The organism is bacterium (assembly GCA_040753085.1).
Lineage (GTDB): Bacteria > UBA9089 > JASEGY01 > JASEGY01 > JASEGY01 > JASEGY01.
This window is the reverse complement of the sequence record JBFMHI010000030.1, coordinates 1-25,107: the sequence shown is the minus strand read 5'-3', so window position 1 is coordinate 25,107 and position 25,107 is coordinate 1. Positions and strand designations below refer to the sequence as shown.

At 47.9% G+C, this 25,107-nt stretch carries 25 protein-coding genes; 5 read left to right on the top strand and 20 right to left on the bottom strand.

The genetic code is table 11. The features are described 5' to 3' along the window. Positions 1 to 380: 380 nt before the first annotated feature. A complete protein-coding gene (locus tag AB1797_05340; GenBank protein ID MEW5767039.1) occupies positions 381 to 539 on the bottom strand; it encodes a hypothetical protein in 159 nt (52 codons plus the stop codon). Between the two features lie 35 nt (positions 540 to 574). On the opposite strand from AB1797_05340, the gene AB1797_05335 reads away from it, so the two are divergent. Next, entirely contained in the window at positions 575 to 1,054 is a 480-nt protein-coding gene (locus AB1797_05335; protein MEW5767038.1) for an AsnC family transcriptional regulator, read from the top strand. 99 nt (positions 1,055 to 1,153) lie between these two features. After that, a complete protein-coding gene (locus AB1797_05330) occupies positions 1,154 to 1,321 on the top strand; it encodes a hypothetical protein (GenBank protein ID MEW5767037.1) in 168 nt (55 codons plus the stop codon). Between the two features lie 258 nt (positions 1,322 to 1,579). Here the strand turns inward: AB1797_05330 and AB1797_05325 are convergent, their stop codons facing one another. From AB1797_05325 to AB1797_05275, 11 genes are all read right to left on the bottom strand, one after another. Then, positions 1,580 to 2,350: a CBS domain-containing protein gene (locus tag AB1797_05325; protein MEW5767036.1), complete on the bottom strand. Its 771-nt coding sequence runs from the start codon at positions 2,348 to 2,350 to the stop codon at positions 1,580 to 1,582. 89 nt (positions 2,351 to 2,439) lie between these two features. After that, positions 2,440 to 2,793: an aspartyl protease family protein gene (locus AB1797_05320; GenBank protein ID MEW5767035.1), complete on the bottom strand. Its 354-nt coding sequence runs from the start codon at positions 2,791 to 2,793 to the stop codon at positions 2,440 to 2,442. Positions 2,794 to 2,833: 40 nt separating this feature from the next. Continuing rightward, positions 2,834 to 3,856 carry a phosphate acyltransferase PlsX gene (gene plsX, locus AB1797_05315; GenBank protein MEW5767034.1) on the bottom strand — a complete coding sequence of 341 codons (1,023 nt, stop codon included), beginning with the start codon at positions 3,854 to 3,856 and terminating at the stop codon, positions 2,834 to 2,836. 59 nt (positions 3,857 to 3,915) lie between these two features. Further along, positions 3,916 to 4,098: a 50S ribosomal protein L32 gene (rpmF, locus tag AB1797_05310; GenBank protein ID MEW5767033.1), complete on the bottom strand. Its 183-nt coding sequence runs from the start codon at positions 4,096 to 4,098 to the stop codon at positions 3,916 to 3,918. An 85-nt stretch (positions 4,099 to 4,183) separates the two neighbouring features. Then, positions 4,184 to 4,711, bottom strand: coding sequence for a DUF177 domain-containing protein (locus AB1797_05305; GenBank protein MEW5767032.1), 528 nt, complete (start codon positions 4,709 to 4,711; stop codon positions 4,184 to 4,186). Continuing rightward, the gene (gene ndk / locus AB1797_05300) at positions 4,708 to 5,160 is read right to left on the bottom strand and encodes a nucleoside-diphosphate kinase (GenBank protein ID MEW5767031.1); all 453 of its coding nucleotides are present in this window, start codon (positions 5,158 to 5,160) and stop codon (positions 4,708 to 4,710) included. Before ndk ends, AB1797_05305 begins: the two co-directional genes overlap by 4 nt. Positions 5,161 to 5,319: 159 nt before the next feature. After that, on the bottom strand, positions 5,320 to 5,532 hold the full coding sequence (locus tag AB1797_05295) for a type II toxin-antitoxin system HicB family antitoxin (GenBank protein MEW5767030.1): 213 nt from the start codon (positions 5,530 to 5,532) through the stop codon (positions 5,320 to 5,322). Between the two features lie 368 nt (positions 5,533 to 5,900). Beyond that, positions 5,901 to 7,664: a hypothetical protein gene (locus AB1797_05290; GenBank protein ID MEW5767029.1), complete on the bottom strand. Its 1,764-nt coding sequence runs from the start codon at positions 7,662 to 7,664 to the stop codon at positions 5,901 to 5,903. Positions 7,665 to 7,712: 48 nt separating this feature from the next. Then, positions 7,713 to 8,396 (bottom strand): bacillithiol biosynthesis deacetylase BshB1, encoded by a 684-nt coding sequence (gene bshB1, locus AB1797_05285; GenBank protein MEW5767028.1) that lies wholly within the window; start codon positions 8,394 to 8,396, stop codon positions 7,713 to 7,715. After that, a complete protein-coding gene (locus AB1797_05280) occupies positions 8,359 to 9,072 on the bottom strand; it encodes a glycosyltransferase family 2 protein (GenBank protein MEW5767027.1) in 714 nt (237 codons plus the stop codon). Before AB1797_05280 ends, bshB1 begins: the two co-directional genes overlap by 38 nt. Positions 9,073 to 9,074: 2 nt before the next feature. Beyond that, the gene (locus tag AB1797_05275; protein MEW5767026.1) at positions 9,075 to 9,608 is read right to left on the bottom strand and encodes a FumA C-terminus/TtdB family hydratase beta subunit; all 534 of its coding nucleotides are present in this window, start codon (positions 9,606 to 9,608) and stop codon (positions 9,075 to 9,077) included. 34 nt (positions 9,609 to 9,642) lie between these two features. Between AB1797_05275 and AB1797_05270 the strand changes: the two genes are divergently transcribed. Next, positions 9,643 to 9,819 carry a hypothetical protein gene (locus AB1797_05270; protein MEW5767025.1) on the top strand — a complete coding sequence of 59 codons (177 nt, stop codon included), beginning with the start codon at positions 9,643 to 9,645 and terminating at the stop codon, positions 9,817 to 9,819. A gap of 248 nt (positions 9,820 to 10,067) precedes the next feature. On the opposite strand, the gene AB1797_05265 is transcribed toward AB1797_05270, so the two are convergent. From AB1797_05265 to AB1797_05235, 7 genes are all read right to left on the bottom strand, one after another. Continuing rightward, positions 10,068 to 10,913 carry a fumarate hydratase gene (locus AB1797_05265; protein MEW5767024.1) on the bottom strand — a complete coding sequence of 282 codons (846 nt, stop codon included), beginning with the start codon at positions 10,911 to 10,913 and terminating at the stop codon, positions 10,068 to 10,070. Between the two features lie 270 nt (positions 10,914 to 11,183). Further along, the gene (locus AB1797_05260) at positions 11,184 to 11,387 is read right to left on the bottom strand and encodes a DUF5678 domain-containing protein (protein ID MEW5767023.1); all 204 of its coding nucleotides are present in this window, start codon (positions 11,385 to 11,387) and stop codon (positions 11,184 to 11,186) included. 40 nt (positions 11,388 to 11,427) lie between these two features. Continuing rightward, positions 11,428 to 12,336 (bottom strand): L-lactate dehydrogenase, encoded by a 909-nt coding sequence (locus AB1797_05255; protein MEW5767022.1) that lies wholly within the window; start codon positions 12,334 to 12,336, stop codon positions 11,428 to 11,430. Beyond that, on the bottom strand, positions 12,337 to 13,533 hold the full coding sequence (locus AB1797_05250; GenBank protein MEW5767021.1) for a pyridoxal phosphate-dependent aminotransferase: 1,197 nt from the start codon (positions 13,531 to 13,533) through the stop codon (positions 12,337 to 12,339). 230 nt (positions 13,534 to 13,763) lie between these two features. Beyond that, entirely contained in the window at positions 13,764 to 14,828 is a 1,065-nt protein-coding gene (locus tag AB1797_05245; protein MEW5767020.1) for an MraY family glycosyltransferase, read from the bottom strand. A gap of 246 nt (positions 14,829 to 15,074) precedes the next feature. Next, positions 15,075 to 16,271 carry a capsule assembly Wzi family protein gene (locus AB1797_05240; GenBank protein ID MEW5767019.1) on the bottom strand — a complete coding sequence of 399 codons (1,197 nt, stop codon included), beginning with the start codon at positions 16,269 to 16,271 and terminating at the stop codon, positions 15,075 to 15,077. A gap of 321 nt (positions 16,272 to 16,592) precedes the next feature. Next, a complete protein-coding gene (locus AB1797_05235; protein ID MEW5767018.1) occupies positions 16,593 to 17,912 on the bottom strand; it encodes a sugar transferase in 1,320 nt (439 codons plus the stop codon). A 403-nt stretch (positions 17,913 to 18,315) separates the two neighbouring features. On the opposite strand from AB1797_05235, the gene AB1797_05230 reads away from it, so the two are divergent. Next, positions 18,316 to 20,403, top strand: coding sequence for a tetratricopeptide repeat protein (locus AB1797_05230; GenBank protein ID MEW5767017.1), 2,088 nt, complete (start codon positions 18,316 to 18,318; stop codon positions 20,401 to 20,403). Beyond that, positions 20,400 to 21,485 (top strand): ABC transporter permease, encoded by a 1,086-nt coding sequence (locus AB1797_05225; protein ID MEW5767016.1) that lies wholly within the window; start codon positions 20,400 to 20,402, stop codon positions 21,483 to 21,485. Before AB1797_05230 ends, AB1797_05225 begins: the two co-directional genes overlap by 4 nt. A 109-nt stretch (positions 21,486 to 21,594) precedes the next feature. On the opposite strand, the gene AB1797_05220 is transcribed toward AB1797_05225, so the two are convergent. Beyond that, a partial coding sequence (locus AB1797_05220) for a PKD domain-containing protein (protein MEW5767015.1) occupies positions 21,595 to 25,107 on the bottom strand: 3,513 nt, incomplete at its 5' end.

The following is a 25,107-nucleotide window of genomic DNA, read 5'->3' as shown; positions in this document are numbered from 1 at the left end:
AATCCTCCTCTTCTATCAAAGGCCTTGTGCGCCAGTGTATCGGCGTCTCCTTTTGCCCCATCTTTTTGCTTGGCGACTTTTTACCTGCTTATGTACAAGTTGCTAAAGGGCTCAGTAGAACATAGGGGACGGTGGTGTAGAAAGTAATTTATTTTAGCCATTGGCCTAAGATCATCTTGCCTACTGAGCTCAGTTCGGTCTTGGCTACAATCCCTCGAACGATCACATGATGTAAAACTCCGGGAGCATCTAATCTTGGGTTTCCTTGGCATAGTTCAATTATACATTGTGGTATTTGATGTGTCAAATGTTTTTTTGCTTTCTACACCACCGTCCCCCATGTCCCCCCGATTTATTGAGAAGATACCTTTTAGAAGTTATCATACCGAGGTGAGGTTGTCAAGATAAATGAAATATGCCTTGACAAATTTCGGGTAGAGCAGTATAGTGATAACACTGAGGCCGCGCTCGATGCTGGATGCTCGATGCTGGATGCTGGATGATCGAGCATCGAGGATCGAGCATCGAGGATCGAGCATATAGGATTGTTTGATTGGCGGGGGGAGGCCACCCTATGATAGAGTCAGATGAATTTACAGAGCTGGACAAACGGATTATTCGTGAGATAGGCCAGGACCTGCCTGATTCTGAACGCCCCTACCAGGTTGTGGCTGAAAGGCTTGGCATATCCGAGGAGACTCTGATAGCCCGGCTTCGGGCATATAAAGAGCGAGGGATCATCCGGAGATTTGGGGCCATTCTTTATCATCGGGAGGCTGGTCTGGGAGGCAATTGTATGGTGGCCTGGAAGGTCCCTGACTCTGAAGTTCCCTGCATAGGGGAAATAATGGCCTCAGTGAAGCAAGTAACTCACTGTTATGAACGTTTAACCCACCCTGATTGGCCCTACAACCTTTACACTATGATCCATGGAAAGACAAAAAAAGAATGCGCCGAAATAGCCGAGATGATTTCCCGTAAGGTGGGCATTACTGATTACCGAATGCTATGTTCGACCAGGGAGTTTAAAAAGACAAGTATGCGGTATTATTAAGCCTGGCTCTGTATCTTCTCAATAAATCGGGGTAACCGGGTGATCGGTTATCGGGTATTGGTGAGGCGTAACCAGTAATCAGTGGTTACCCATTACCGAATGACGGAGCTGATTGACGCGCGTCTGGCGGCGTGGGTGGATCCAGACGCGGGTCTGGAGTTGCGTCCCAAAGTGAAGGAGCGTCTCTTGCGCCAGGAACGCGAATATGCAGAGGGTAAGCGTGGCATACCTCTGGAAGAGATCGCCAAGCGGTACGGTGTGGAGTAATCCGCCGTGTACCAGGTTTCTATCCTTCCTGACGCTGCGGGTGATCTCGATCAGTTGGATCCGTCTGTCGCCAAGCGCATTATCAAGCGGCTCGAATGGCTGGGAAGGAATTTTGAGAATATCACACCCGAGACGTTGAATGGCGCATGGGGGCGTTTTCTCAAATTTAGGATTGGTGCAGCCACCGCCTTTGGCGGTCGGCTGCATTTGTCTTGTTAGATGGCATGCTTTGTTCACGTTTTTGAACGAACGACTACATTACTTCTCGAGGTTCTCTGACACATCTATTAGAAGACTCGCGGTCAGCCTTGACCGATTGACGATGCCTGCGAAGCGTCTCTTGTCGTCAACTACAGGAAGAGTGTCCACGTTGAGGGCCTCCATCCTCCGCAGTGCCTGACCCTTGTCCGTCTCTTTTGTTACAGCATACTGCGAGGCAATAAATCCGGGCAACCGAGCGAGCGCATCCCTGTTGGTCGCATTCAACCACTCGGCGAATTCCCTCGCCGTGTAGGGCGGGCGCTCTGCCTGAAATAACCCTGTGAGTTCTCGCGCATCCGCCAAGGCAAAGAACGTCCCGTCCGGATTCTCGATAACCAGATATTTGAGGAACGGCTGCCTGGCGAGCATCCTAAAGTACTCTTCTATTGCCGGGCCCCAGTAACCACCGTGGCCGAGCCTGAACAGCAGCCCCTCCGTCTTACGCGCGATGAGTTGCGGGATGTCCTCAACGCCCCGCTTCGGATCGAGACGTATGGGCTCAGAAGGTAATCCCGTTAGCGGTGTCACCTGCGAAACGATGGCCGAGGCGTGGGCCTTGACGAAGGCGGTCTCGATCTTGACTCCACTCTCACCGATCTCGAACTTCTGCAATTTGCCAGTCACCAAAAGAAAAACCACGATCGGAAGAACGGCGACCACAATGTCTGCCGGCTTTACCTCGAAACGGCTATTCCTCGCACGAAGTAACACAAGTACTGCGAGAATGAGCACAAAGCTACCGATCGACAGTCCAACTGTTGTATCCATGGATCACCTCCTGGCATCTAACGGCAAGGTGCAGCCACCGCCTTTGGCGGTCGGCTGCAACGAGTTATTGGATGATTATTTCTTTTGTATTAGCACAATAACATATGCATAGGATGAAGAGTGCGATCAAAAGGATTAAATACAAGACCCAAAATTTCTAATGTGACTATACCTAACAATGCTTCATCACCTTCTTCGCCCAAAATCACTGGTGTGTGGGCCTCTCCTTGTGGGAACACAATGAAGGCTTCCGACACACATCTCTCAACCGTTGTGCCATCAGCAAGTGTAAAGGACATCTTCCGTTTCGGCTTCAACCCTATCGCTTCCCATACCCTTTTAGGAAGAAGAGAATAAGTCGCTCCACTGTCTACAAGAAACTTTACACTTTCCTGTTCCCCCCTATCTCCTTTTACTTGACCTTCAACATAAGTAACGCCCATAATTGCATACTCCTCTCTCTAATTTATCCATCTAAAGAGTTCAGCGACTGATCTTACTCTCATACAGTTCCGCCATTTGTTCCTCAATATGTTTATTCATTTGATGATTTACAAATTCCGCCGCCACCCGGATGCCATTCTTTATTGCTTTAGCTGAAGAACCTCCGTGACAGATGATGTAAACCCCATTTACTCCTAAAAGTGGAGCGCCACCGTATTCCGAATAATCGACCCGCCGCTTAAAACTCTTAAAAGCCGGTTTAGAAAGAAAGGCGCCCAATTTAAGGAGCCAGTTTCGAGATAACTCCACCCAGAGTTGTTTTAAAATCATCTCGGCTAAACTTTCCCCGAATTTTAAAACAACATTCCCGGTAAAGCCGTCACAGACGACGACATCAAACTCGCCATTGACAATATCTCTTCCCTCAGCATTACCAATAAAATTCAGGCCGGATTGTTCCAGGAGCTTAAAGGATTTAAAAGTAAGCTCATTTCCTTTACTGGCCTCTTCACCGATACTCAGGATGCCCACTCTGGGATTCTTTCTTCCCATAACATATCGGGCATAACAATCCCCCATCACAGCAAACTCAAGAAGATAGTTGGGCTTGCAATTAACATTCGCCCCCACATCCAGGAGAATGGAAGGCTCTTTCAGGGTGGGAATAATGGTAGCGATAGCCGGTCTGGAAACCCTCCGCAACCTACCTACCCCCATCAAAGCTGAAGCCACTACCGCCCCAGTACTACCGGCTGAAACCACTGCCTCGGCCTTTCCTTCTTTAAGCAAGCGAGTGGAAACAACAATGGATGAATCAGGCTTGGTTTTGACCGCGGTGGCCGGAGATTCATCATATCCGATAACCTGGCTGGCTTCTTTAATACTAATCGGCAAGCCATCTACTTCTGCGCCGGACAACTCTCGCTTGATTGAAGATGGCTCGCCCACCAGGAGTATCTCGGAAACACTCCGGCTCATGGCTTCTTTTGCCGCCTCTACCACTCCGGCCACCACTACCGCCGGAGCCTTGTCGCCGCCCATAGCATCAACCGCTATACGCATATAGCCTCCTCTGAAGTAGACCGTAAACAGGAGTTAGTAGACAGTCCACTATCCCCTGTCTACTTTTTTGACGGCTTGCTTACCTGCCGGCCGTTATAATATCCACAATGGGGACAAACACGGTGAGGTAATTTCATCTCCCCACAATGGGAGCACTTAGAACCATTGGGGTGAGAAAGTTTCCAATGGGTTCTGCTTTTATCCCGTCTGCATTTAGAATGTTTCCTCTTTGGATTAGGCATTTTTTACCTCCTTTTCTGATGGCGGGTATGGTCCCAAGGTTTTCTATTCCGCCATCCGCAATCTGTAATCCGCCTGGTTATCTATCTATTCTTCCAAGAGTTTCTTTAGCGAACTCCAGGGAGAAAATATATCTTCCTCCCGGCACTTACACTTGCCTATATTTAAATTCTGCCCGCAAGATGGACATAAACCCTGACAATCTTCCTGACAGAGAGGTTTCACCGGGACAGCCAGGATAATATCTTGCCTTATTTCTTCCAGCAGATCTATTCGATCATCCGTATAGTAAGCCATTCGCAGGTCTTTTTCAGTGAGAGCCATCTCAGTCGGCTCCACTAAGGATATCTTCTTGTAATAGTCAACCTCAAAGGTTGTCTTAGAGGGAAGAATAAAAGGGTTAAGACATCGGATGCACTCCAGGGCAAGTTCAAACTGGATCTCCCCCTGAACATTGATATAACTTCCCATATTAGTTAACCTGGCTTTAACAGCTACCTTGTTGACCAAGTTGAGGTCATTAAAACCGAGTTCTGAGGCTTCCTCTTCATAGGCCGCCTCTAAAGGGATGCCGATAGTTTTCTTAATTTGAGTAAGATCAATATATCTTTTCATCGAAGTTTCGGGTTTCGAGTTCCTCCAAACTCGGAACTCAAAATCTCATCAGGCTTAAAAAAGAAATTAATCTCCTCCCTGGCAGCGGCAGTTGAATCTGAACCGTGAACTAAGTTCCTTCGATTATTTTCAGCTAATTCGGCTCGAATAGTCCCTTCATCTGCCTGAAGCGGATCCGTAGCGCCTATCATTTCCCTTGTCCGCTCAATAGCCCGCTCACCTTCGATGACCATAACAACTACTCTTCCGAAACTCATAAACTCAAGCAGGCCCTCATAAAAATCTCTATCTTTGTGGACATAATAAAATTTGGCTGCCTCTTCCCGACTCAGGCTGAGCATCTTCATAGCCACAATCAACAGCCCAGCCGCCTCAAATCGCTTTATTATCTCCCCTATTAATCCTCTTTTGACACAATCTGGCTTTAGGATAACTAATGTTTGTTCCATAATGAAGGTACCTTCTTAATCTCTTCAGAGTTCAAGGTTCAAAGTTCAAGGTTAAAGAACCCAGAACCGTGAACCTGGCCTACTCACAAGATCAAATGTCACGGAGTACTAGCCCAAAATCTGCTTCATTTGGCCAGGCTATTAGGCTGTGTCTTTTAACTATGCTAACATGAGCCTTCTTCCCTTAGGTTCTGGTACTGGGTCGTCAAACTCTCTGGCTGTATCAATCCACAATTGAATCGCATCCTTTACATTTAATAATGCTGCTTCCGGCGTATCTCCATGTGCCATGCAGCCAGGTAGTTCTGGTACGTCAGCCACAAAAATCTGATCCTCACTGCTCCAATATAAAATAATCTCGTACTTTTGCATCATCGCCGCAACCAAGCCATTACATTATTTCGGATGGCGGATTGCGGATTTGTAACCGTTCAGCCACAAAGCCACTAAGCCACGAAGAGAATGATAGAATAGCACACGGATGACACAGATTTTGGCGGATTCTCACGGATTTTTTCTAATAAATTTTTATCCGTGTCAATCCGTCTCATCCGTGTAATCCGTGTGCTATTATTGGTAATCTTTGTGTCTTTATGCCTTAAGAGCTGAATAGTTACAAAAATTTCCTCTCAACTTTCATTACACCCTGAACGGTTACGCGGATTTAAAATCCGCAATCCGTAATCCGTAATCGTAACATCCTCGCCGACAACGCCAGATGTTGCAGGGTAGGATACAGCTCAGACCACTGAGCTATAAAGGGCCGTTAAGTCATCCTGAGAATAAAGGAAGAAGGGAAACTCTCTGTTAGCCGCCATCGATTCCTGAGCCCAGGCCATTTCCTTTTCCCGAAGTTGAGACTCCACAGCCTGACGAAAAGGAGCAATCTTGTCCCTTAAGCTATCATTAATCGCCAATACCTTTTGATGCAATTCCCCCTTCGGCCCATTAACGCTTCTCATCCTTTCAATCAGGCTGGTTCTCTCGGCAATCAATCGTTGTGATTCTTCATCGGCTGAATCGATAAATCTTTCCGGGTTGAATTGCATCAGCCGCAATTGGTTCCGAAGCGCTTCAATTTGCCTCTCATCAACCACCGGGCCTTGTTCTTCACCCTTAATCCCCAGATACAAGGTAGCCGAAGCCACGGCATAAGGCGGCAACGAGACGGAAAAAAGATCCCCCGCCAGCTGGTTGTTCAGCTCTTCGTATTCTGCTCCGCCTACCCCGTGAATCCAGAGATCACAAAGAAATAACCGGGCAAAAAGAGTCAGCATCAGGGCCTTGGGCCTTAATTTATATCCGGCTGCCTCAAGCCGGCCAAGCCAGTCACTTAACTCCGGTATGTTCTGCGAGCTTAAATGAGCCGCCTTCAGATCTAAAATTTCCTCCTCGTTCCGGCAAATCCACGCCTGCGGCCCGGTAAACTTCAGATATAAAGTCGCTCTCTCCTGGCCAGGCTCCCATATCCAGAAAGGAAGTTCCAGCCGGCTGTCCTCGATCTTCAAATTGGGGAAGGGCGATAAAGGATGCCTGATTCCCTTCTTCGTCCTGTATTGTTCAAGGCGGCTATTATACTTGAGGACAAATTCCTTAGCCCTCACCAGGATCAGGCTGACGAAATAGAGAAATTCTTCGCCGCCACAGAGCGAAGAGAGAAATACCTCGGCGTGCTTAAAACCCATCTCCTCTTCAAACAGCCTTCTGGAAAAGACAACCAGCTCAGGCAGATTCTTACAGAAAGGGATTAAGCCTCTGGTAATCTCCGAATACCTTACAAAAGTTCGTCGGTTGCTTCCAGGAAGCAGCCTTTCGATCTTCTGACTGATATAATTCCAGTTAGCCTCAAATTCCTCCAAGCCAGGTGACGGCAGTTCTTCAGCCGCCACATTCTTCTCCCTACTGAATAGCTCCACCCTTTCCAGGCTTAAGATACCATCCCGCAGGCAGGGGATGGGAATAAGCTGTCCAGGCCAGGTATCACTGTCCACCACCAGATTTAGTCCCCAAAAACCACCCCTTTCTATTAAGGCATTGACCACCATATCCTTAAAAAGTATTCCCGGATGGTAGAATATGGGTTGATGGCCCGTAGCGATTACTATCTTGCTTTGTAACCGTTCATCCCATGAGGCTGGAGGCTGGATACTCGATCCTCGATGCTGGATGCTCGATGCTCGATGCTGGATACTGGATCCTTTACCAGCATCGAGCATCGAACATCGAGAATCGAGCATCGAGCATCGAGGATCGAGTTTGTGCCTTAGGGGCTGAACGCTTACCTTGCTTTCATGGTCTCTTAAGGTTATCCCCAATCTTTGAAAATGCGCCTGGCTTATTTGAAAGACCTTCGCCCGCAATTTAAAGCGAGTGGCTAAAGAAAACTCAGGCGTCAGGCTAATCTTATTTAACTTCTCATAATTAGATTCAGCCAGGAGACATAATTCCTTTATGGAATGAGAAAGGACAACCCCTCTATTTTTTTGAGGAAGGGAATATCTCACTGACTTTGACCGTCCACTTTGGCCCAAACAATGAACCAGGCCTTTTGATTAAATAAGCTGGGCCACATCCTCGATCCCAATTTCTTCCCGGCTGAGGAAGGCTTCGCCATATTTTCTGTTTATCAAGCTACCGTAATATCCTGCCTGTCTGGTTAGATAATCAAAGACAAACAGATTCTCTTTATTCTCTACAAATTGCGACCGATAGCTTTTAATCGCCTCCAATTTCTTAGGAAAGTCCTGGCTAACATCCACAATAAAAGATGGTTTGAGATGGAGCCGAAAGTGCACGGTCGGGAAGTAATATATCTTCCCGACCTTCCAGGGATGGCCAGGGATTTCCGATTTAGTAAATTTACTGTAAAAGACGGCGGCGTCACTTAACTGTGAGGCCGCTGCATGATCGGGATGTTTATCTATCCAGAAAGGGGCAAAAACCACCTCTGGCTTAATTCTTCTAATATGAGCCGCTATCTTTATCCTGGCCTCAATGGTGTCTTGGAGGAATCTGTTAGGCAGATCAAGGATAGTCCTACTCCTTACCTTCAGAAGATCAGCGCTCGCCTTGGCTTCGGTTTTTCGAATCTCACTGGAACCACAGGGAGTAGGCTCCCCATCAGTGAGATCAAGAAGATTTACCTGGTGGCCTAATCTGACTAAGTTAGCGATAGTTGCTCCCATGCCTAATTCAGCATCATCCGGATGGGCCGCTATGACAAGTATGTTCAGCATCCTTTATTACTTTCAGATAGTATTCCAGTCTCTCTTCTTTTGATCGAAAGGCATTCTTAAAATCCCTGGTTTGATCTTTGTAGATCAAAGGCACAGGGATTTCTTTCACGGTAAGTCCTACCCGGGCAGCCTGGAGCCATAATTGGAGAGGCATACCATAACCCCGCTCAGTAAGATTCAGTTTCTTAAGCCCAGCCACCCGGTAACCTTTAAATCCACAAAAAGAATCGGTAATTTGATATCCGGTATACTGGCGCATTAACCCGGTAATCTTTTTATTTATCTCTAATCTACCTTCCGGAGGTTGATCTACCTTCAATGAATCAGGCAGGTACCGGCTGCCTGAAACAATATCAAATTTCTTAAGTTCCTCAAAAAATTGAGGTATATAAGCTGGTTCATGTTGGGCGTCACAATCTATGGTCACCAGATAGGTGTAATCCTTTTTAATAGCAAATTCAAAGCCCTCAATAAGCGATTGCCCATAGCCCTGATTTTCTTGATGTTCGATCAAAAAACCTATACGGGCCTCCTCTAATATTCGCGGGGTATTATCCGTAGAACCATCATCAACTACCAGAATATCCGCCTCCTCGGCATTTGATTTGATACTCTCTAAGACTTCGAGGATATGCGCCTCTTCATTAAAGACAGGAATTATTACCAGGTTCCTCATCACTACTGATTGGTGAAGATGGTCTTCCCTTGTGAATCAACACCCACATAGACTGGAAAGTTTACCAGCTCAAACTTATAAACGGCCTCGCACCCTAAGTCCGGATAGGCCACTATCTCGGCCCTGGTGATATACTTTCCCAGAAGAGCGCCCGCCCCTCCGATAGCCGTCAAATAAACAGCCCCATATTGGACTATCGCTTCGATTACTTCCTGGCTCCTGGGCCCCTTGCCTATCATCCCTAAAAGTCCCCCTTCAAGTAGTTGGGAGGTATAGGCATCCATTCGACGGCTGGTAGTCGGCCCGGCTGCGCCCACTGGCCTGCCTGGCTTAGGCGGGGTTGGCCCACAGTAATATATAATCTGGTCCTCCAGGGGAAAAGGCAGATGGGATAGATCTTCCATCATTCGCTTATGGGCGGCATCTCTGGCCGTATAAACAGGCCCGGTGATGAAGACCTTGTCTCCGGCCTTCAATCTTTGGATAATCTCTCTTTTATATGGCCAGCGCAAGTGGTATTCGTCATAAACTAACATTGGAGATCTGTAACCGTTCATCACATGATGCTGGATGCTGGATGCTCGATCCTCGATGCTCGATGCTCGATGCTGGATGCTCGATGCTCGATCCTCGATCCTCGATGCTCGATCCTCGAAGCTGGTAAAGGATCCAGTATCCAGTATCGAGCATCGAGTATCGAGGTTATGTCTTTGTGCCTTAGTGGCTAAACGCTTACGGAGATCTTAAAGACTTACCCATTCTTTATAAGTAACCGTTCAGCCACAGATGCACATAGATGAAACACGGAAAATCCGTGAACCGTGTCCGTGATTCGGGTCTGTCCTTAGGCTGTAGGGACAACCCTTGTGGTTGTCCGTCTACGGAACGGACATGGACAAGCACGGACAGGGACAAGCCCTGTCCCTACACTTCCGCCTTCTGTCCTGTGTTATTTATCCGTGCTAATCCGTGCAGCTATACCTGAACGGTTACCTTTATAAAACAGCGCTCCTGTGCCTATGGGCATAACAACCGACATTGACCGCTACAGGCATACCGGCTATATGGCAGGGAGCCGTCTCAATATTTACTGACAGGGCCGTGGTCTTGCCACCCAGTCCACCCGGACCGATATTTAAGTCATTGATGGCTTCGAGCAACTCTCTTTCCCGGGCAGCTATTATTTCATCCTCTGCCGCTCGGCCAACTTCTCTTAACAGGCTTCTCTTGGCTAATAAGGCCACCTGTTCAAAGGTGCCTCCCAGACCTACGCCCACTATTAGCGGCGGGCAACAATAAGGGGCCGCTTCTTTGATATGCTCAATAATAAACCGCCTGGCCCCTGGCCATCCATCAGCAGGTTTAAACATCTTCAAGGCGCTCATATTTTCGCTGCCGCTGCCCTTGGCCATAAGCGTAATATTCAGTCTATTCCCGGTCACAATTTTGGAATGGATGACGGCCGGGGTATTATCACCGGTGTTAATCCGCCTGAGGGGATCATTTACTACTGACGCCCGAAGAAAGCCGTCTTTATAGCCTCGTCGTACCCCTTCATTTATCGCCTCTTCCAGATTACCGCCCGCCAATATAATCTCCTGACCTATTTCTATAAATACCACCACGATACCTGTATCCTGACAGATAGGGAGAGATTCCTCTTTAGCTACCACGGCATTTTGGATCAGGCAGTCCAATACTTCCCTGGCTCGGGGTAAATCCTCAGCTTCTCTGGCCCTCTGGAGGGCCGTAATTATGTCTTCTCCTAATTCGTAGTTCGTTTTTAGACAGAGGTCTCGAACTGTCTCTGTGATCAGGGATAACTTTATTACTTGCGACATTGTTTATTCGTAACCGTTCAGCCACAGATGCACACAGATGAAACACGGAAAATCCGTGAGCCGTGTCCGTGATTCGGGTCTGTCCTTAGGCTGTAGGGACAACCCTTGTGGTTGTCCGTCTACGGAACGGACATGGACAAGCACGGACAGGGACAAGCCCTGTCCCTACACTTCCGCCTTCTGTCCTGTGTTATTTATCCGTGCTAATTCGTGCATACCTGAACGGTTACCCCATTTCTTTTGCTTCATACTCGATCTCCCTCATGAAACTTAATAAACTACAACATCATGAATAGGAGCTTTTCCAATCAATGGATTTGGAGAAAATTTCTCGGCCGCCTTTTGTACTACATCCTGATCTTTACCATGCGCAACAACTTTATGATTGACAATAGCATAATACTCTCCCGGATACTTCATTATCTCCTCAAAGGGAACCTCCTCAGTAAACTCAATCACCTTCTTCATACTCATATTTTTTCACCTCCTAAGCCCCGAGGTTTTGGGATAGGCTCTAAGACATAATCGCTTCTTTTAGAATAGTCGCTGAGTGAAGGAATCTTGTCTTTTCCTCATCTGAGAGGGGTATCTTGAGATGCTTCCCTACGCCGCTTTTTCCCATAATAGTAGGCACACTAAGGCAAATCTCACCTGTCCCATAATAGTCAGTTACTAAAGATGAGACCGGCATAACTTTTTTCTGATCAAAGACTACTGCTTCCACGACAGAAGCGGCCGCCATAGCCACTGCCCAGGCCGTGCCGCCCTTTCTCCTGATCACTTCGGCTCCGCCCAGCCTGGTTTGTTCAAATATCTCATCCAGGGCCTTCTGAGGGTGGCCAAAATGGGAGAGGGGAATTCCATCGACCGCCACCAGACTCCAGACCGGCACCATACTATCCCCATGTTCACCTATGATAAGGGCATCTACCTGAGTTGGATCCACCCCAAGATATTCCCCTAAGAGGGATCTAAACCTGAGGGTATCAAGGCTTGTCCCCAGGCCAAAGACCTTAGTCGGCGAAAGATTTGATTCCTTCAGAGCCGTATATGTCATTACATCTACCGGATTAGAGACCACGAAAAGGAGAGAGCCGGGGTTGTATTCCATTACCTGGACGGTCATCTCCCGCATTACCCGGACATTCTTTTTTAGCAGATCGAGCCGGCTGTCCCCGGGCTTTCGGGGTATACCGGCGGTTAAAATTACTATCTCCGAAGAGGCTGTATCTGAATAATCACCCGCGACCACTCTGACCTTTCCTTCGCCGGCCGCTAAGCCATGCCGAATATCCAGGGCCTCTCCCTCCGCCTTATCCCGGTCTATATCTACCATAACCAATTCCTCAGCCAGCCCTTTAATAAATAGGGTATAGGCTAGGGTGGAGCCCACCCGGCCGGCCCCGATAATGCTGATCTTCATCTATCCCTCCAGTTTAGCTATGGCCTCCTCGATTCGATCCAGTCCCTTTTGGATATTCTCAAAAGAGGTGGCATAAGAAAGGCGGATATAATCATCGGCCCCAAATCCATTTCCAGGCACAACGGCTACTTTGGCCTTGGATAAGAGAAAATCAGTCAAGGACAGGGAACCAGTGATAGTAGCTCCTTGGTATTTCAATCCGTAAAGGCCGGAGATATTGGGAAAGACATAGAAGGCCCCCCCTGGATTGAAACAAGAAACCCCTCTCATTTTATTTAATCTATCCACCATATACTTCCGCCTCCGGTCAAATTCGGCCACCATTTTGTCCACCACGTCCTGAGGCCCATTTAGGGCTTCTACGGCGGCTTTCTGAGAGATGGAAGTCGGATTGGAAGTAGTGTGGCTCTGGATATTGTCCATGGCGCCGATAATTTCTTTAGGCCCGGCCGCATAGCCGATTCTCCATCCGGTCATAGAATATGGTTTTGAAACGGCGTTTACCGTAAGAGTCAGGGCCTTGGCCTCGGGGCTTAAGGCCGCCACACTCCAATGCTTACGATCATCATAAATCACCTTTTCGTAAACCTCATCAGAGATAAGATAGATGTTGTTTCGGACGGCTAAGGCGGCGATAGCCTCCAGATCTTCCCGATCGTATACTACGCCAGTTGGATTCTGGGGCGAATTAAGGATTATGATCTTAGTTTTGGAGGTAATTACCGCTTCCAATTGCTCGATCTTAATCCTGAAGTCGTCTTCCTGTAAGGTTTCGACAAAGACAGGTTCCCCTCCACTCAGCCTGACCTGTTCCGGATAACTTACCCAATAAGGGATAGGGATAATCACCTCATCCCCCTCATCACAGAGGGCAAAGATAATATTAAAAAGGGAGTGTTTACCTCCACAGGCGACACTCACCTCTTGGGGGACATAATCCAGATCATTATCCCTTTTAAATTTCCGGCAAATAGCTTCCTTCAATTCGGCTATTCCTGAAGCCGGGGTATATTTGGTAAACCCTTCCCGAATAGAGGCAATAGCCGCTTCTTTCACATTCTCGGGCGTGTCAAAATCCGGCTCCCCTGCCCCAAAGCCAATGACGTCAATACCCTCTTTGCCCATCTGAGCCGCCTTAACGGTAATGGCTAAAGTAGGCGAAGGTGGAATCTCTTTTACCCGTCTGGAAATAGACATAATCAATCCCCCTTGTAAATCAGATAAATGGGGACGGTTCAAATCGTCCATTTTTCTTGTGAAACCTTGCGGGTCCTTCGTATCTTCCTCAATAATTCGGGGCAACCTACTCGGGTTACACGAGATCAGAAACCCGTTTTTTCGGAAAAAACGGGTTTCTAATTTAGCCGCAAGCTTTCACAGTAAGGTGAACCATCCCAATAAATGTTGATCGCACCGGTCGTAATCTGTTAAGATCTCAGGGGTGAACTATTTCGCCATCCGAAATCCGAAATAATCTTTAAGCTTACCAAACCCGAAATAATTACAGCCCCTAAAAGAATAAGAGAAATTGTGATCAGGATATGATGTTCGATAAAAAGGGCCAGGGCAATAAAACCCAATAAAGCTGAAAGACCATATAGGACCATTAAAACTCGAAGGTGACTCAGCCCCCGGTGAATAAGCTTGTGGTGTAAGTGGTCTTTATCGGCCTGGAAGATATTGACACCCCGGGCGGTCCGACGAATGATGGCCAATGAGGTATCTAATATCGGCACGCCGAGAACCACCACAAAGATGATAAAGGGCGTTTTCCCCCCGCTACCGGGTTGGGAACTAAGGAGAGCTAGGAGAGCTAGGATGTATCCCAAAAAGTTGCTTCCGGTATCACCCATAAATATCTTGGCCGGTGGTAAATTATGTCTTAGAAACCCCAAAGTGCTGCCGGCTAAAATAGCCGTAAAGAGGGCTAAAACCACATCTCCTCCAATTACCGCCACTCCAAAGAGACTTATGGAAGCAATAAAAACAATCCCGGCGGCCAGACCATCCAGACCATCAATTAGATTAATGGTATTAGTAATTCCCACAATCCAGAAAAGAGTTAAAGGTAAACTAACCCAGCCCGGATGAATAGTCCCCGAATAGAATGGCAGGCTGATTGCCTCAAGCCTGAAACCAAAGCCGATCATAAGGAGCGCTACCACTAACTGAATGCCGAACTTGAACTTGGCCGAAAGTTTCTTGATATCATCGTATATTCCCATTGACATAATGATGATGATCCCCAGGAAGAGACCGGAAACCTGAGAAAGGATGCCCACAAATGGTTGATGATAAAGGATAAAAGTCAATCCCAAAGTAGTGACGAAGGAGATTATGATCGCTAACCCTCCTAATCTGGTGATGATACACTTATTCTGGGATTTATGGTAGTCAACCAGATCCATCTTGAGTGAATATTTTCTCACTAAAGGGGTGAGAAAGTATGAGACAGTTAAAGCCATAAGAAACAATAGCAGATATTCAATCATCGCCCGGCTTCCTGCCGCCACCCAACCATTACATTATTTATTTTGGATTAGGGATTGCGGATTGCGGATTGCGAACTGAAGATTTTAAATCCGCAATCGTAACATTCTCGCCTATAATAATCGTAACTACTCAGGTGGATAGACTGAAGGCTGACGACTAAAGGCTGAAGACTGAAATCCAATCATCTGTTCTTCGCATTTATTCCTAAAAGCCTTCAGTCTTCAGCCTATCTATCTGAATAGTTACTAATAATCAAGCCTAAGTTGGATAAAATTGTCTTTGGTCAGTTTCCCGCTTTTATGGTCGGCCTCCGCTTTTTGGGTATAGACATACCTTACCGAAAAATTTTGTCCCCTTCCAGTTTCATAAGCAAAAAATACGGCTGTTTCTATTTGTCGTTCATCAGGCTTATTTATCCCCTGGTGCAGCTCCTCACTTAGTTCCAAGCCGGCATAGAGACTTTTTCTCAGTCGTCGGCTCAGGCCAATAAAGAGGTCTTTAGCCGCTCCACCCATATGGTGGCCGATTATTTGCCCCTGGTAGCGATAGCCCGTTTTATAAACGTGGTGTCCATACCAATTGGGATAAAAATCACTCCAGGAGACCTTATAATAGGTTCTGGCCTGTTCTACCCTGAAGCCGGTTTGGCCATCAGCCAAAGCAAAACCGATGAGATAACCGCTTATGATAGGAAACCCCCCGGCCTCGTCCTCACCCCCGAATTCACCGTATATCTCGATAGCCGGTGATTGATGGCCTTTGATTTCACGTCGCCAGGCCACATCAACCGCCGCTAATTGATTGGTTTCAGCCCCCTCATTAGCGTCTGCCACATTTTTCCCCGAGAGAATCGTCCAGACATCCGCCCACTTCAATTCAGGTCTTCCCTCTCCGCCCAGCATAATCACCCGGCTGCCCCCCAGATTAAATCCCCAGGGTAGCTTTAATTCCAGCCTTGATCCGGTTAGAAAGGGGTGAGGTATTTCTCTATCTTTCTCCAGCCTGGTCAGAAATAGAGAAAAAGAAAGCCAACGATAGGATGTATTCAGTTTAATCAGGTCAAAAGGCGGGGCATTAGTGGAGAGGATAAGGGCCCCATGATAGCCTGGCCCCCACCAGAGGTTATCCCGGCCTAACTCCAATTCCAGGTATTTCCAATTAAGTTTAAGATAGCCTTTATAAAGACCTATATCGGCGGTTGCCCCACCTTTAATGGAAGGCGCCAGACTAACCGCTAATCTTTTTCCCCAATTCTTATTCCAATAAAGCTGCCACCGCAGATTAAGTCCTTCTTCAAATTCCTCCTGATTCAAATGGTCATAGTATCTGGCTGAGGCCCCTTCATAAAAAGAGACTTCTTCCCTTAGCCAGACCTCGGCCCTGCTCCCATGGCTCTGGCCGAATATCCCTATTAGGGGGATAAAAAGCAATAGTATTCTCATTTTCGGATTTGTGTCTTTGTGCCTTAGTGGCTGAGCACTTACTCCGAAATTTGAAATCAAAACGTAACCGTTCAGCCACAGATGCACACAGATGAAACACGGAAAATCCGTGAGCCGTGTCCGTGATTCGGGTCTGTCCTTAGGCTGTAGGGACAACCCTTGTGGTTGTCCGTCTACGGAACGGATATGGACAAGCACGGACAGGGACAAGCCCTGTCCCTACACTTCCGCCTTCTGTCCTGTGTTATTTATCCGTGCTAATCCGTGCAGCTATACCTGAACGGTTACAACAATCCGAAATCCGCAATCTGAGATCCGAAATCAGTACGCCCCTTCCTGACTCATGACCACCCACATAGTCCCTAACATTACTCTCAGATCGAGTCCCAGGGATTGATGCTTGATATAGTACATATCGAGCCGCAGCTTCTCAGGGACATCACGGTCACCTCTCCCATTTATCTGGGACAGACCGGTTATTCCCGGCTGAACTTTAAGGACCCTTTTTTGCCATCGGCTGTATTTCTTAACCACAGAGGGAATTTCAGGACGGGGACCAACCAGACTCATATCCCCTTTCAGGACATTGATGACTTGTGGTAATTCATCCAGACTGGTCTTGCGCAGGATCCTTCCTACAAAAGTAATTCGGGGATCATTCTTTTCCGTCAAAGGCGGTCCTATGGCCGAGGCATTTTCAACCATACTCCTGAATTTATAGATCACAAAGGGCTTGCCACCCCGACCAATTCTTTTCTGCTTGAAGAGAACAGGGCCATTTGAACTGAGTTTAACTATCAAGGCAATTATTAACATGGGGATGGTCAGAATTATCAAGGCGGCCACGGAAAAGACAATATCAAGCGTCCTTTTAACCAACCTCTGCTCCGGACTGATTGGCTCTCCAAAGAGATCAAGTATCGGGAAATCCCCAATTTCTTCGGCGACGCCGCTACTGGTTATAATTTCATACAAACTGGGCACAATGGCATATTGGATACCCATCTCCTCACTCTTAAGGATAAAGTCAAGAAGCCGGTTCTTTGAGGCTGAAGGAATAGCAATGATAATCTCCTCAACTTCTCTCTGTTGGGCCGGCTCGTTCAGGACCTCTTCTCCCCCCAGGACTTCCACCCCGCAAATGATTTCACCCTTCTTTTTGAGGTCATCATCGATGAATCCGACTACCGTATAACCCTTTTCCGGATGTTTCTGGATCTGGCGAGCCAGCCTCGTTCCGGCCTTACCTGCCCCCACGATCAAGATGCGGCAGTTCCTTCGGTAGCGCTGTTTAAGGATTTCAAAACAAAGCCGCCAGCAAAAGATGAAGATAATGCCTAAGATGCTGGAAATGAGAAAAATGGAAGGATAAAAGTAGGTCCGCTTTAAAAAGGCCACCACCATAAGGAGAAACCAAGCGGCTATTACGGCCTTACCGGTTCGGAAAAAGAGATTAATCCCTGAAAAAGGCCTGCCTTCATAAAGCCGGAAGAAAAGAAACAACCCGGCCGAGATGACACTCAGATAGGGGGCTAATTTAAAATACCCCTCCCAATCCCCGGTTGAGGAAATAGCCCCTATGAGCGCCAGATTGACTAACAGAACATCAATAACTATAGCCAAGATTCGAAGTTTTCCCACGGTAACCTCCTGTTTAACGGTAACTACTCCGCCCCTTCTTCGCGCCTTAGTGTCTTGGTGGCTGAGTAGCTACAAATTCAAGATCAAAGGTTATAATATTATCACAATCTTATCTAATTGTCAAGCATTCTTTTTGTTTCGGGCAATCGCCTCAAAAATTCGGTGATGTTCATCGGTTAAGCCATCTTACCGCAGGGACGCCGAGAGCGCCGAGTAAAATCAAGATTCCTTACTTTTTTCTTGACTTACCCATTTGGGTAGATTATAATCAATTTATCAATTTGTGTAACTATTCAGCCAGTAAGGCACAAAGCCAATAGCCAGTAGGCAATAGCCATTAGGGCATTCTTCCCTATTGCCTATTGGCTATTGGTTATTGCCTGAGGGAAGGGAAAAAATCCAAATGAATCCAAGACTTGGGACTCAAAACTTGAAACTCAAAACTTTAATCCTAGTTTTAATCTTAATCCGGCTTACTATCCCTGCCTATGCTGCCCCTCGAAGCGGCGCCGTTCATTACCTCATGGGGCATCACTATCAGGATTTGAAAATCTATGCCAAGGCGATTAAGGAATATGAAGGGGCGATTGAGACTGATCCCCTCCTGGCAGATTATGCCCGGTACTATCTGGCTGAATGTTATGCTCAGGCCGGGAATTATCAACAGGCTGTTCAGGAATACCAGAGACTCATAACCGACTATCCTGAGAGTCTCAGGGCACCTTCAGCCGGATTTGAAATTGCCAGGTGCCTGGCTGATTTAGGCCGGCTAAGAGAGGCTATCGAACAGTATAAATCTGTCCTTAAGGATGTCCCGGCAGAAAGGAGCCGGGATGAAATTTACTACTTGATTGGCCGAAATTATGAAAGACTGAAGGCGGTCCAAGAGACTCTGGAAAACTATCGCCGGATAGAATCAAAAAGCTATTTCGGCCTCGAAGCGGCCAAAAGGATAGAGGCCTTGAGACAGGGTGGGGTTCAAATAACAGATGAAGATAGGTATAAAGTGGCCCTGGCTTATTATGAGCACCAGGATTATCCAAAGGCGATCGAATATCTGAAACAATTTATTAAACGTTATCCCTACGGCAAGTATCTCTCACCCAAAGCCAGATATTACCTGGGGCAGTGCTATTCCAAAACAAAGAAATATGCCCTGGCTATTTCTGAATATCACGAATTAGTCACCAGGTATCCAAAGGGGCCAAAGCTGAAAGAAGCTTACTATGAGGCGGCCCGTGATTATGAACGGATGGGCACCTACCGCGTGGCCATCGAAAAATACAGAGTCTTTGGGGAAAGGTTTCCCCAGAGTAACTTGGCTGATGATGCCTATTATCGAATGGGAATATGCTGTGAAGAGCTGGGTGATGCCTCAGTCGCCATAACTGCTTATCAGAAAGTGATCAAGGATTACCCCAAAGGAGATATGACCACCAGGACCTTAAAGAATTTGGCCCAAATCTATCTCAAGCAGGGCAAGTTTACTCTTATGATTGAGACCTTCCGCAAACTGGTCAAGGGGTATCCTGACAGTCAATTTGTTCCCCAGGCCCAGTTTTGGATAGGAAGGGACCAGGAAAAATTAAACAATTACCAGGAGGCTGTTTTGACTTATCAGGCCCTTATCCATCATTCTGCTGACAGTTTTTACGCTCAGAGGGCCAGGCTGCGTCTGGAAAAAATCCTGGCTCGGGAAAGCGAGACAGAGTCAAAATCTGCCCCAATTAAGCCCAAGATGCCTCATTCTGGCATAGAGATCGCCTTAGATTTACCTAAGGTGGAAATAAATCCTGGCCCTAATTTAGACTATTTAAAACGCACTATGACCTTCCTGGAAATAGAACGGTATCAAGAAGCCCTGGAGCAACTCCGGGGCCTAAGGAAAAGGCTCCCTCAACTGGCCTATTCCCTTCTCTTGCCTATTGCCCTTATCTACCAGGAACAGGGGGCTTATAGCCGGGCTATTGCCAATGCCGAAGCTATTGCCTCTGAGTCAGCTTATCGGCCGGAAAGGTTGAAATATTTGCTCTATCCCAAGTATTATGATAAGTGGGTGGAAGGATTTTCCCATAAATACGATCTTGATCCCCTTCTGGTTTACGCGGTTATTCGGGAGGAAAGCCGTTTTGGCACGGGAAGCACCTCCTGGGCCAATGCCCAGGGACTGATGCAGATCATACCCAGCACAGGCCAGTGGATCGCTAAAGAGCTCGGTTTTGAATCCTTTCGTAATGAACAAATCTACGAACCGGAGAGAAATATTCAAATGGGGTGTTTTTATCTGGCTCACTTGCTCCAGGCATATAATAATAATTTAGTTTATGCCTTAGCCGCCTATAATGGTGGGTCAGGAAATGTCAGCCGTTGGCAGACCAGCTCCACGGATGTAGATGAGTTTATGTTCAATATTACCTTCCCTGAGACAGAACGGTATGTGGAAAAGATAGTCGAGAGTTATAACGCCTATAAGAGAATATATAGCCAATGAAAAGCAAATCGCCTTTCATGTTGAGTCTTTCCAGGCTCAGACGACATCGGTTAGGCATGGCCGGGGCCGTTATCCTTATTGGCCTCTATTTTTCTGCCGTATGGGCCGGGTTTTTATCACCCTACCCCTTAGAATATGAATCGAGGAAAAAATCCTATCATCCTCCAACCCCGGTTCATATCTTTGATGAAAAAGGGAAGCTTTGCCGGCCTTTCATTTACGACTATAAGCTAACTATCGGGCCAGATTATGAAAAGCACTATACGCCCATCCTTGAAAAAAAATACCACCTTAAGTTCTTTCACCAGGGAGAACCGTATCTATTTTGGGGGCTTTTTACGACCCGGCTCCATCTCTTTGGGGTTGACCAACCGGCGATGCTCTACCTTTTAGGCAGTGACTGGAATGGCCGGGATATTTTTTCCAGGCTTCTTTACGGGGGAAGGATCTCTCTTTCGGTCGGATTAATCGGAATAGGGATTACCTTCTTTATTGGGATGATCGTGGGGGGAATATCCGGCTATTTTGGAGGCTGGATAGACACAGCCCTGATGAGATTAGTGGAATTATTGATGTCTTTCCCTTCTTTTTATCTAATGCTTTCTTTAAGGGCGGCTTTTCCTTTAGACCTTTCATCTACGCAGGTCTATTTAATGATTATTACTATCCTAAGTTTTCTGGCCTGGCCCGGTTTGGCCAGGGTCATTCGGGGCTATGTCCTTTCCATAAGGGAAAGAGAATATATCATGGCGGCTAAGGCGCAAGGTGTCAGCAGTTTGCTTATCATTATTCGGCATGCCTTGCCCAACACCTTTTCTTATGCTATTATTTCCGCTACCCTGAGTATTCCCGGTTATATCTTGGGGGAATCAGGACTTTCTCTCTTAGGTCTGGGAATAAATGAACCTCAGGCCAGTTGGGGGAATATGCTGGTGCGGGCCATGAGCCTTTCTGAAATGGTCAATCATCCCTGGATTCTGACGCCCGGGGTTCTCATCTTTTTAGCCATTATGGCCTTTAACTTCCTGGGCGATGGCCTGCGGGATGCCTTTGATCCTCAGTCAACAGGGCATATCACTTAGAGCCTATAGTAGTTATTAACAAAAAGTTGTAGGTACGATAGAATTAAGCGGATGTCCCCAACCCGAAACTCGAAACTTATGAGTGGCCCAAACGAGGAATAAGGTCCGATTATTTTACCACCGCCATCTTGTGAGTGCCCTTCCAGCGGCCGGCCTCGATGTAATAAATGTAAATACCGCTGGCTACCATGTGGCCATCATCGTTTTGACCATCCCAGGCAATATAGCGCTCCCCTTTGCTGCGGTATTCGCTGGAACTAAACTCGAATCTCTTGACTAATTTACCGGCCGTGGTGTAGATGTGGACAATCACCTCGTCGTCTATATCCTCAGGCAGGGTATACTTGATGATGGTGCCATCAGTGGGTTCTCCGCCATCCTCAGGGTAAATCATCTCCCCATCAACCGGATTGAAGGGGTTGGGATAGTTGTATGTCTCCCAGTTCTTCGACGGGTGTCTTACTGTCACCGGACCGGCACTGTAATCTGAGCCACTAGCCTTCTCATCGGTTATCAGGGCATAAACATAATAATCTCCTTCCTCAAGAGAGGATACATCCCATTGATATGAATCCAGGTCGTCATTTTGGCTTAACCCGGTGATTATCTCGGCGCCATTATAGCCGGTATCATCCGTATCATAGTAAAGGCTGATGAAGGCATCATCATCCATATCACCGGCTGCCCAGGTAATAGTAAAGACATCGTCAATCTCGTCCTCCACACCGTCAGGCTCAAGGATAATTATCCCTGATGAGATTCTAACGGTTATTTCTCTGCTGATCCTCTCCTGGCCTTCAAAGTGGGCTTTGATCCTGCCTGTCCCGGCATGCTCGGCCTTAAAGGTGGTCATCTCACCCTGAGTGGGGCTAACGTTACCCACCTCTCCGGTAACTTCCCAGGTAACCGAAAGCGGTCCTATTACTGAATCACCCCCGTAACCCCTGGCATACACCGCCATAGTGTCTCCCAAATTCAGGGAAAGCTCGCCTATGGCCTGGCCATCTTCCGACTCTATCCGAAAGTCATCCAGGACGGTAATAGACACCTGACGGCTGTCTTGACCACACTCCCCCCTCACGGCCAGCCTGACAGGGTAACTCCCGGCATCGTAGGTATGGCAGGGATTCGGGACAGCGGTATCTGAAATCCCATCACCGTCCAGGTCCCAATCCCGGTTCGTAATGTCACCGGTAGATGTGTCGCTGAAACAAACGGTCAGAGGCGCCCACCCAACGGTGTATGTAACGCTGAAGTCGGCCACTATCCTGGCAGAGATGACCTGGATATAGTCCACTTTGGTTTCAGAATCAGAACCGCATACCCCACTCACGGTCAGGCTGACAGAATAGCTCCCAGGCGTATCGTAGATATAGCATGGGTTCTGAATAGTGGTATCGGGAATACCATCGCCATTAATGTCCCAACTCCAGCCCGTGCTATGGCCAATCGAGGAGTCGTGGAAACAGACGCTCAAGGGAGCGCAGCCGCTGGTATTGACGGCTGCAAAACGAGATGCAGGGAGAGAACAATTTGTTCCGCCCTCTGCTTGGGGCAAGATAGACCAGTCTACCCTTGAGTTATCGTCAGTTGAGAATACATCTCGTCCCAGGGAGGAGCCGGCCGTTAAATCATCACTGTCTATGACCGCCCCAGAATCTCCCGCCTCAAAATCATATCCGGCCTCCCAGAGTCCGGCCGCTACCAGTTCGTTGGCTACTGACTTGCTTCCGGTAAAGCGGCCATCGTTGTTCGACCAGATGACCGCATCGAGGGTGTTAGTGGGGGAAATTGAGGATGTTCCCGGCATCTGAAGTCTGACTATATCGTCCGTTCCTGTCAGCCCTGAATTGCTGCTGTAGATGTCCCAATAGCCATTAGCCCCCTGGCCGGTGGTATCATTCTCGTCATTAGACGGATCGCCGTCAAAGTGTAAAACTACATAGCCACCAGCCTCGGCGTTAATGTCCGGAAATTCCTTGACCAGGGTTGTTCCTTTGTAGACCCTCAATCCACCCAGGTATGTCCCTCCGATATGAAATTCGATCCAGTCGTTGGCCTCTTTGAAGGCGACTTCATTTATGCGGACGTCCAGCCGACAGGGATCAACGGTAATGTAGGCCGTCCTGACTATCTTGGAATTACTCTCGCATTGGCCGGTCACGATCAGGGAGACCGTGTAAGCGCCCGAGTCGGTGTAGATATGCGACGGATTCTGAACGGTGCTGGTGTCTCCGTCTCCGAAATCCCATAACCAGGAGAGGGCGGGGCCGGTGGATGAGTCGCTGAAGTTGACCGACAGAGGAACGCAGCCTGTCATCGGTGTGCCGGAGAAATCGGCGGTCACCGTGGAACAACAGTTGACTGTAATGTAGTCTGTCTTGGTGTCGGAACCGCAGGCGGCTGAGACAGTCAGAGAAACCGTGTAAGTGCCGGTGTTGGGATAAACATGCGAGGGGTGTTGTGCGGTGCTGGTGTCCCCGTCTCCGAAATCCCATAACCAGGAAAGCGCATTGCCGCTGGAAGAATCGCTGAAGTTGACCGACAGAGGAACGCAGCCCGTAGTCGGCCTGCCAGAGAAATCGGCGGTCACCGTAGAACAGCAGTTGACCGTAATATAGTCTGTCTTGGTGTTGGAACCACAGGTGTCTGAGACAGTCAGAGAGACGGTGTAGGTGCCGGAGTCGGTGTAGGTATGCGACGGATTCTGAACGGTGCTGGTGTCCCCGTCTCCGAAATCCCATAACCAGGAGAGGGCAGGTCCGGTGGATGAGTCGCTGAAGTTGACCGACAGAGGAACGCAGCCTGTAGTAGGTGTGCCGGAGAAATCGGCGGCCACTATGGAACAACAGTTAACCGCAATGTAGTCTGTTTTTGTGTCGGAACTGCAGGTGTCTGAGACAGTCAGGGAGACCGCGTAGGCGCCGGAATCGGTGTAGATATGAGCCGGATTCGAATCTGAGCTTGTTACCCCGTCTCCGAAATCCCATAACCAGGAAAGCGCCTCGCCGCTGGATGAGTCGCTGAAATCGACCTTCAGAGGGGCACAACCAGTGGTATCGCTGGCCGTAAAATCAGCCACCGGCGAAGGACAGGGAGGATAGTAAATAGTAATGGTATCGGTTCCCGTATTACCGGCCTCATCATAGGCGGTAACAATAAAGGTGTTGGTATCAGGGTTAAGGGTCACCAGGAAACTAAAGTTGGCCGTATCCCCGTCATTGGTATCCCCGCTATTGATCGAGACAGTAACTACCCCAGTTCCCGTGTCTGAGGCCGAGCCGGAAATGGTCGCCTGCGGCTGAGTGGTCGTGGTGTCATTGCCATTGTTAGGTGAGATGATGGTTACTACCGGTGGGATACTGTCGTTAATAACTACCTCCGTAGTATCCGTATCTACCCCGCCATCGTCGTCGGTTACTTTCAGGGTGACGGCGTAGGTTCCCGCCACATCCCAGGCAGCCGATGGGTTCTGGGTATTCAGGGTCTCGTAAGTTCCGTCGTTATTCAAATCCCAATCGTAGGTAAAGGTATCCAGCGGGCTGGAATCAACCGCTGTTCCGGAAAAAGTAATGGTATCACCAAGGCCGCCAAAATAAGGTCCACCGGCTGAGGCCAGCGG

Bases quoted from the DNA above. Each gene is read 5' to 3' on its own strand.
- AB1797_05340 (MEW5767039.1), bottom strand. From the start codon at position 539: ATGCTCGATCCTCGATGCTCGATCCTCGATGCTCGATCATCCAGCATC.
- AB1797_05335 (MEW5767038.1), top strand. From the start codon at position 575: ATGATAGAGTCAGATGAATTTACAGAGCTGGACAAACGGATTATTCGT.
- AB1797_05330 (MEW5767037.1), top strand. From the start codon at position 1,154: ATGACGGAGCTGATTGACGCGCGTCTGGCGGCGTGGGTGGATCCAGAC.
- AB1797_05325 (MEW5767036.1), bottom strand. From the start codon at position 2,350: ATGGATACAACAGTTGGACTGTCGATCGGTAGCTTTGTGCTCATTCTC.
- AB1797_05320 (MEW5767035.1), bottom strand. From the start codon at position 2,793: ATGGGCGTTACTTATGTTGAAGGTCAAGTAAAAGGAGATAGGGGGGAA.
- plsX (MEW5767034.1), bottom strand. From the start codon at position 3,856: ATGCGTATAGCGGTTGATGCTATGGGCGGCGACAAGGCTCCGGCGGTA.
- rpmF (MEW5767033.1), bottom strand. From the start codon at position 4,098: ATGCCTAATCCAAAGAGGAAACATTCTAAATGCAGACGGGATAAAAGC.
- AB1797_05305 (MEW5767032.1), bottom strand. From the start codon at position 4,711: ATGAAAAGATATATTGATCTTACTCAAATTAAGAAAACTATCGGCATC.
- ndk (MEW5767031.1), bottom strand. From the start codon at position 5,160: ATGGAACAAACATTAGTTATCCTAAAGCCAGATTGTGTCAAAAGAGGA.
- AB1797_05295 (MEW5767030.1), bottom strand. From the start codon at position 5,532: ATGCAAAAGTACGAGATTATTTTATATTGGAGCAGTGAGGATCAGATT.
- bshB1 (MEW5767028.1), bottom strand. From the start codon at position 8,396: ATGCTGAACATACTTGTCATAGCGGCCCATCCGGATGATGCTGAATTA.
- AB1797_05280 (MEW5767027.1), bottom strand. From the start codon at position 9,072: ATGAGGAACCTGGTAATAATTCCTGTCTTTAATGAAGAGGCGCATATC.
- AB1797_05275 (MEW5767026.1), bottom strand. From the start codon at position 9,608: ATGTTAGTTTATGACGAATACCACTTGCGCTGGCCATATAAAAGAGAG.
- AB1797_05270 (MEW5767025.1), top strand. From the start codon at position 9,643: ATGCTGGATGCTCGATCCTCGATGCTCGATGCTCGATGCTGGATGCTC.
- AB1797_05265 (MEW5767024.1), bottom strand. From the start codon at position 10,913: ATGTCGCAAGTAATAAAGTTATCCCTGATCACAGAGACAGTTCGAGAC.
- AB1797_05260 (MEW5767023.1), bottom strand. From the start codon at position 11,387: ATGAGTATGAAGAAGGTGATTGAGTTTACTGAGGAGGTTCCCTTTGAG.
- AB1797_05255 (MEW5767022.1), bottom strand. From the start codon at position 12,336: ATGAAGATCAGCATTATCGGGGCCGGCCGGGTGGGCTCCACCCTAGCC.
- AB1797_05250 (MEW5767021.1), bottom strand. From the start codon at position 13,533: ATGTCTATTTCCAGACGGGTAAAAGAGATTCCACCTTCGCCTACTTTA.
- AB1797_05245 (MEW5767020.1), bottom strand. From the start codon at position 14,828: ATGATTGAATATCTGCTATTGTTTCTTATGGCTTTAACTGTCTCATAC.
- AB1797_05240 (MEW5767019.1), bottom strand. From the start codon at position 16,271: ATGAGAATACTATTGCTTTTTATCCCCCTAATAGGGATATTCGGCCAG.
- AB1797_05230 (MEW5767017.1), top strand. From the start codon at position 18,316: ATGAATCCAAGACTTGGGACTCAAAACTTGAAACTCAAAACTTTAATC.
- AB1797_05225 (MEW5767016.1), top strand. From the start codon at position 20,400: ATGAAAAGCAAATCGCCTTTCATGTTGAGTCTTTCCAGGCTCAGACGA.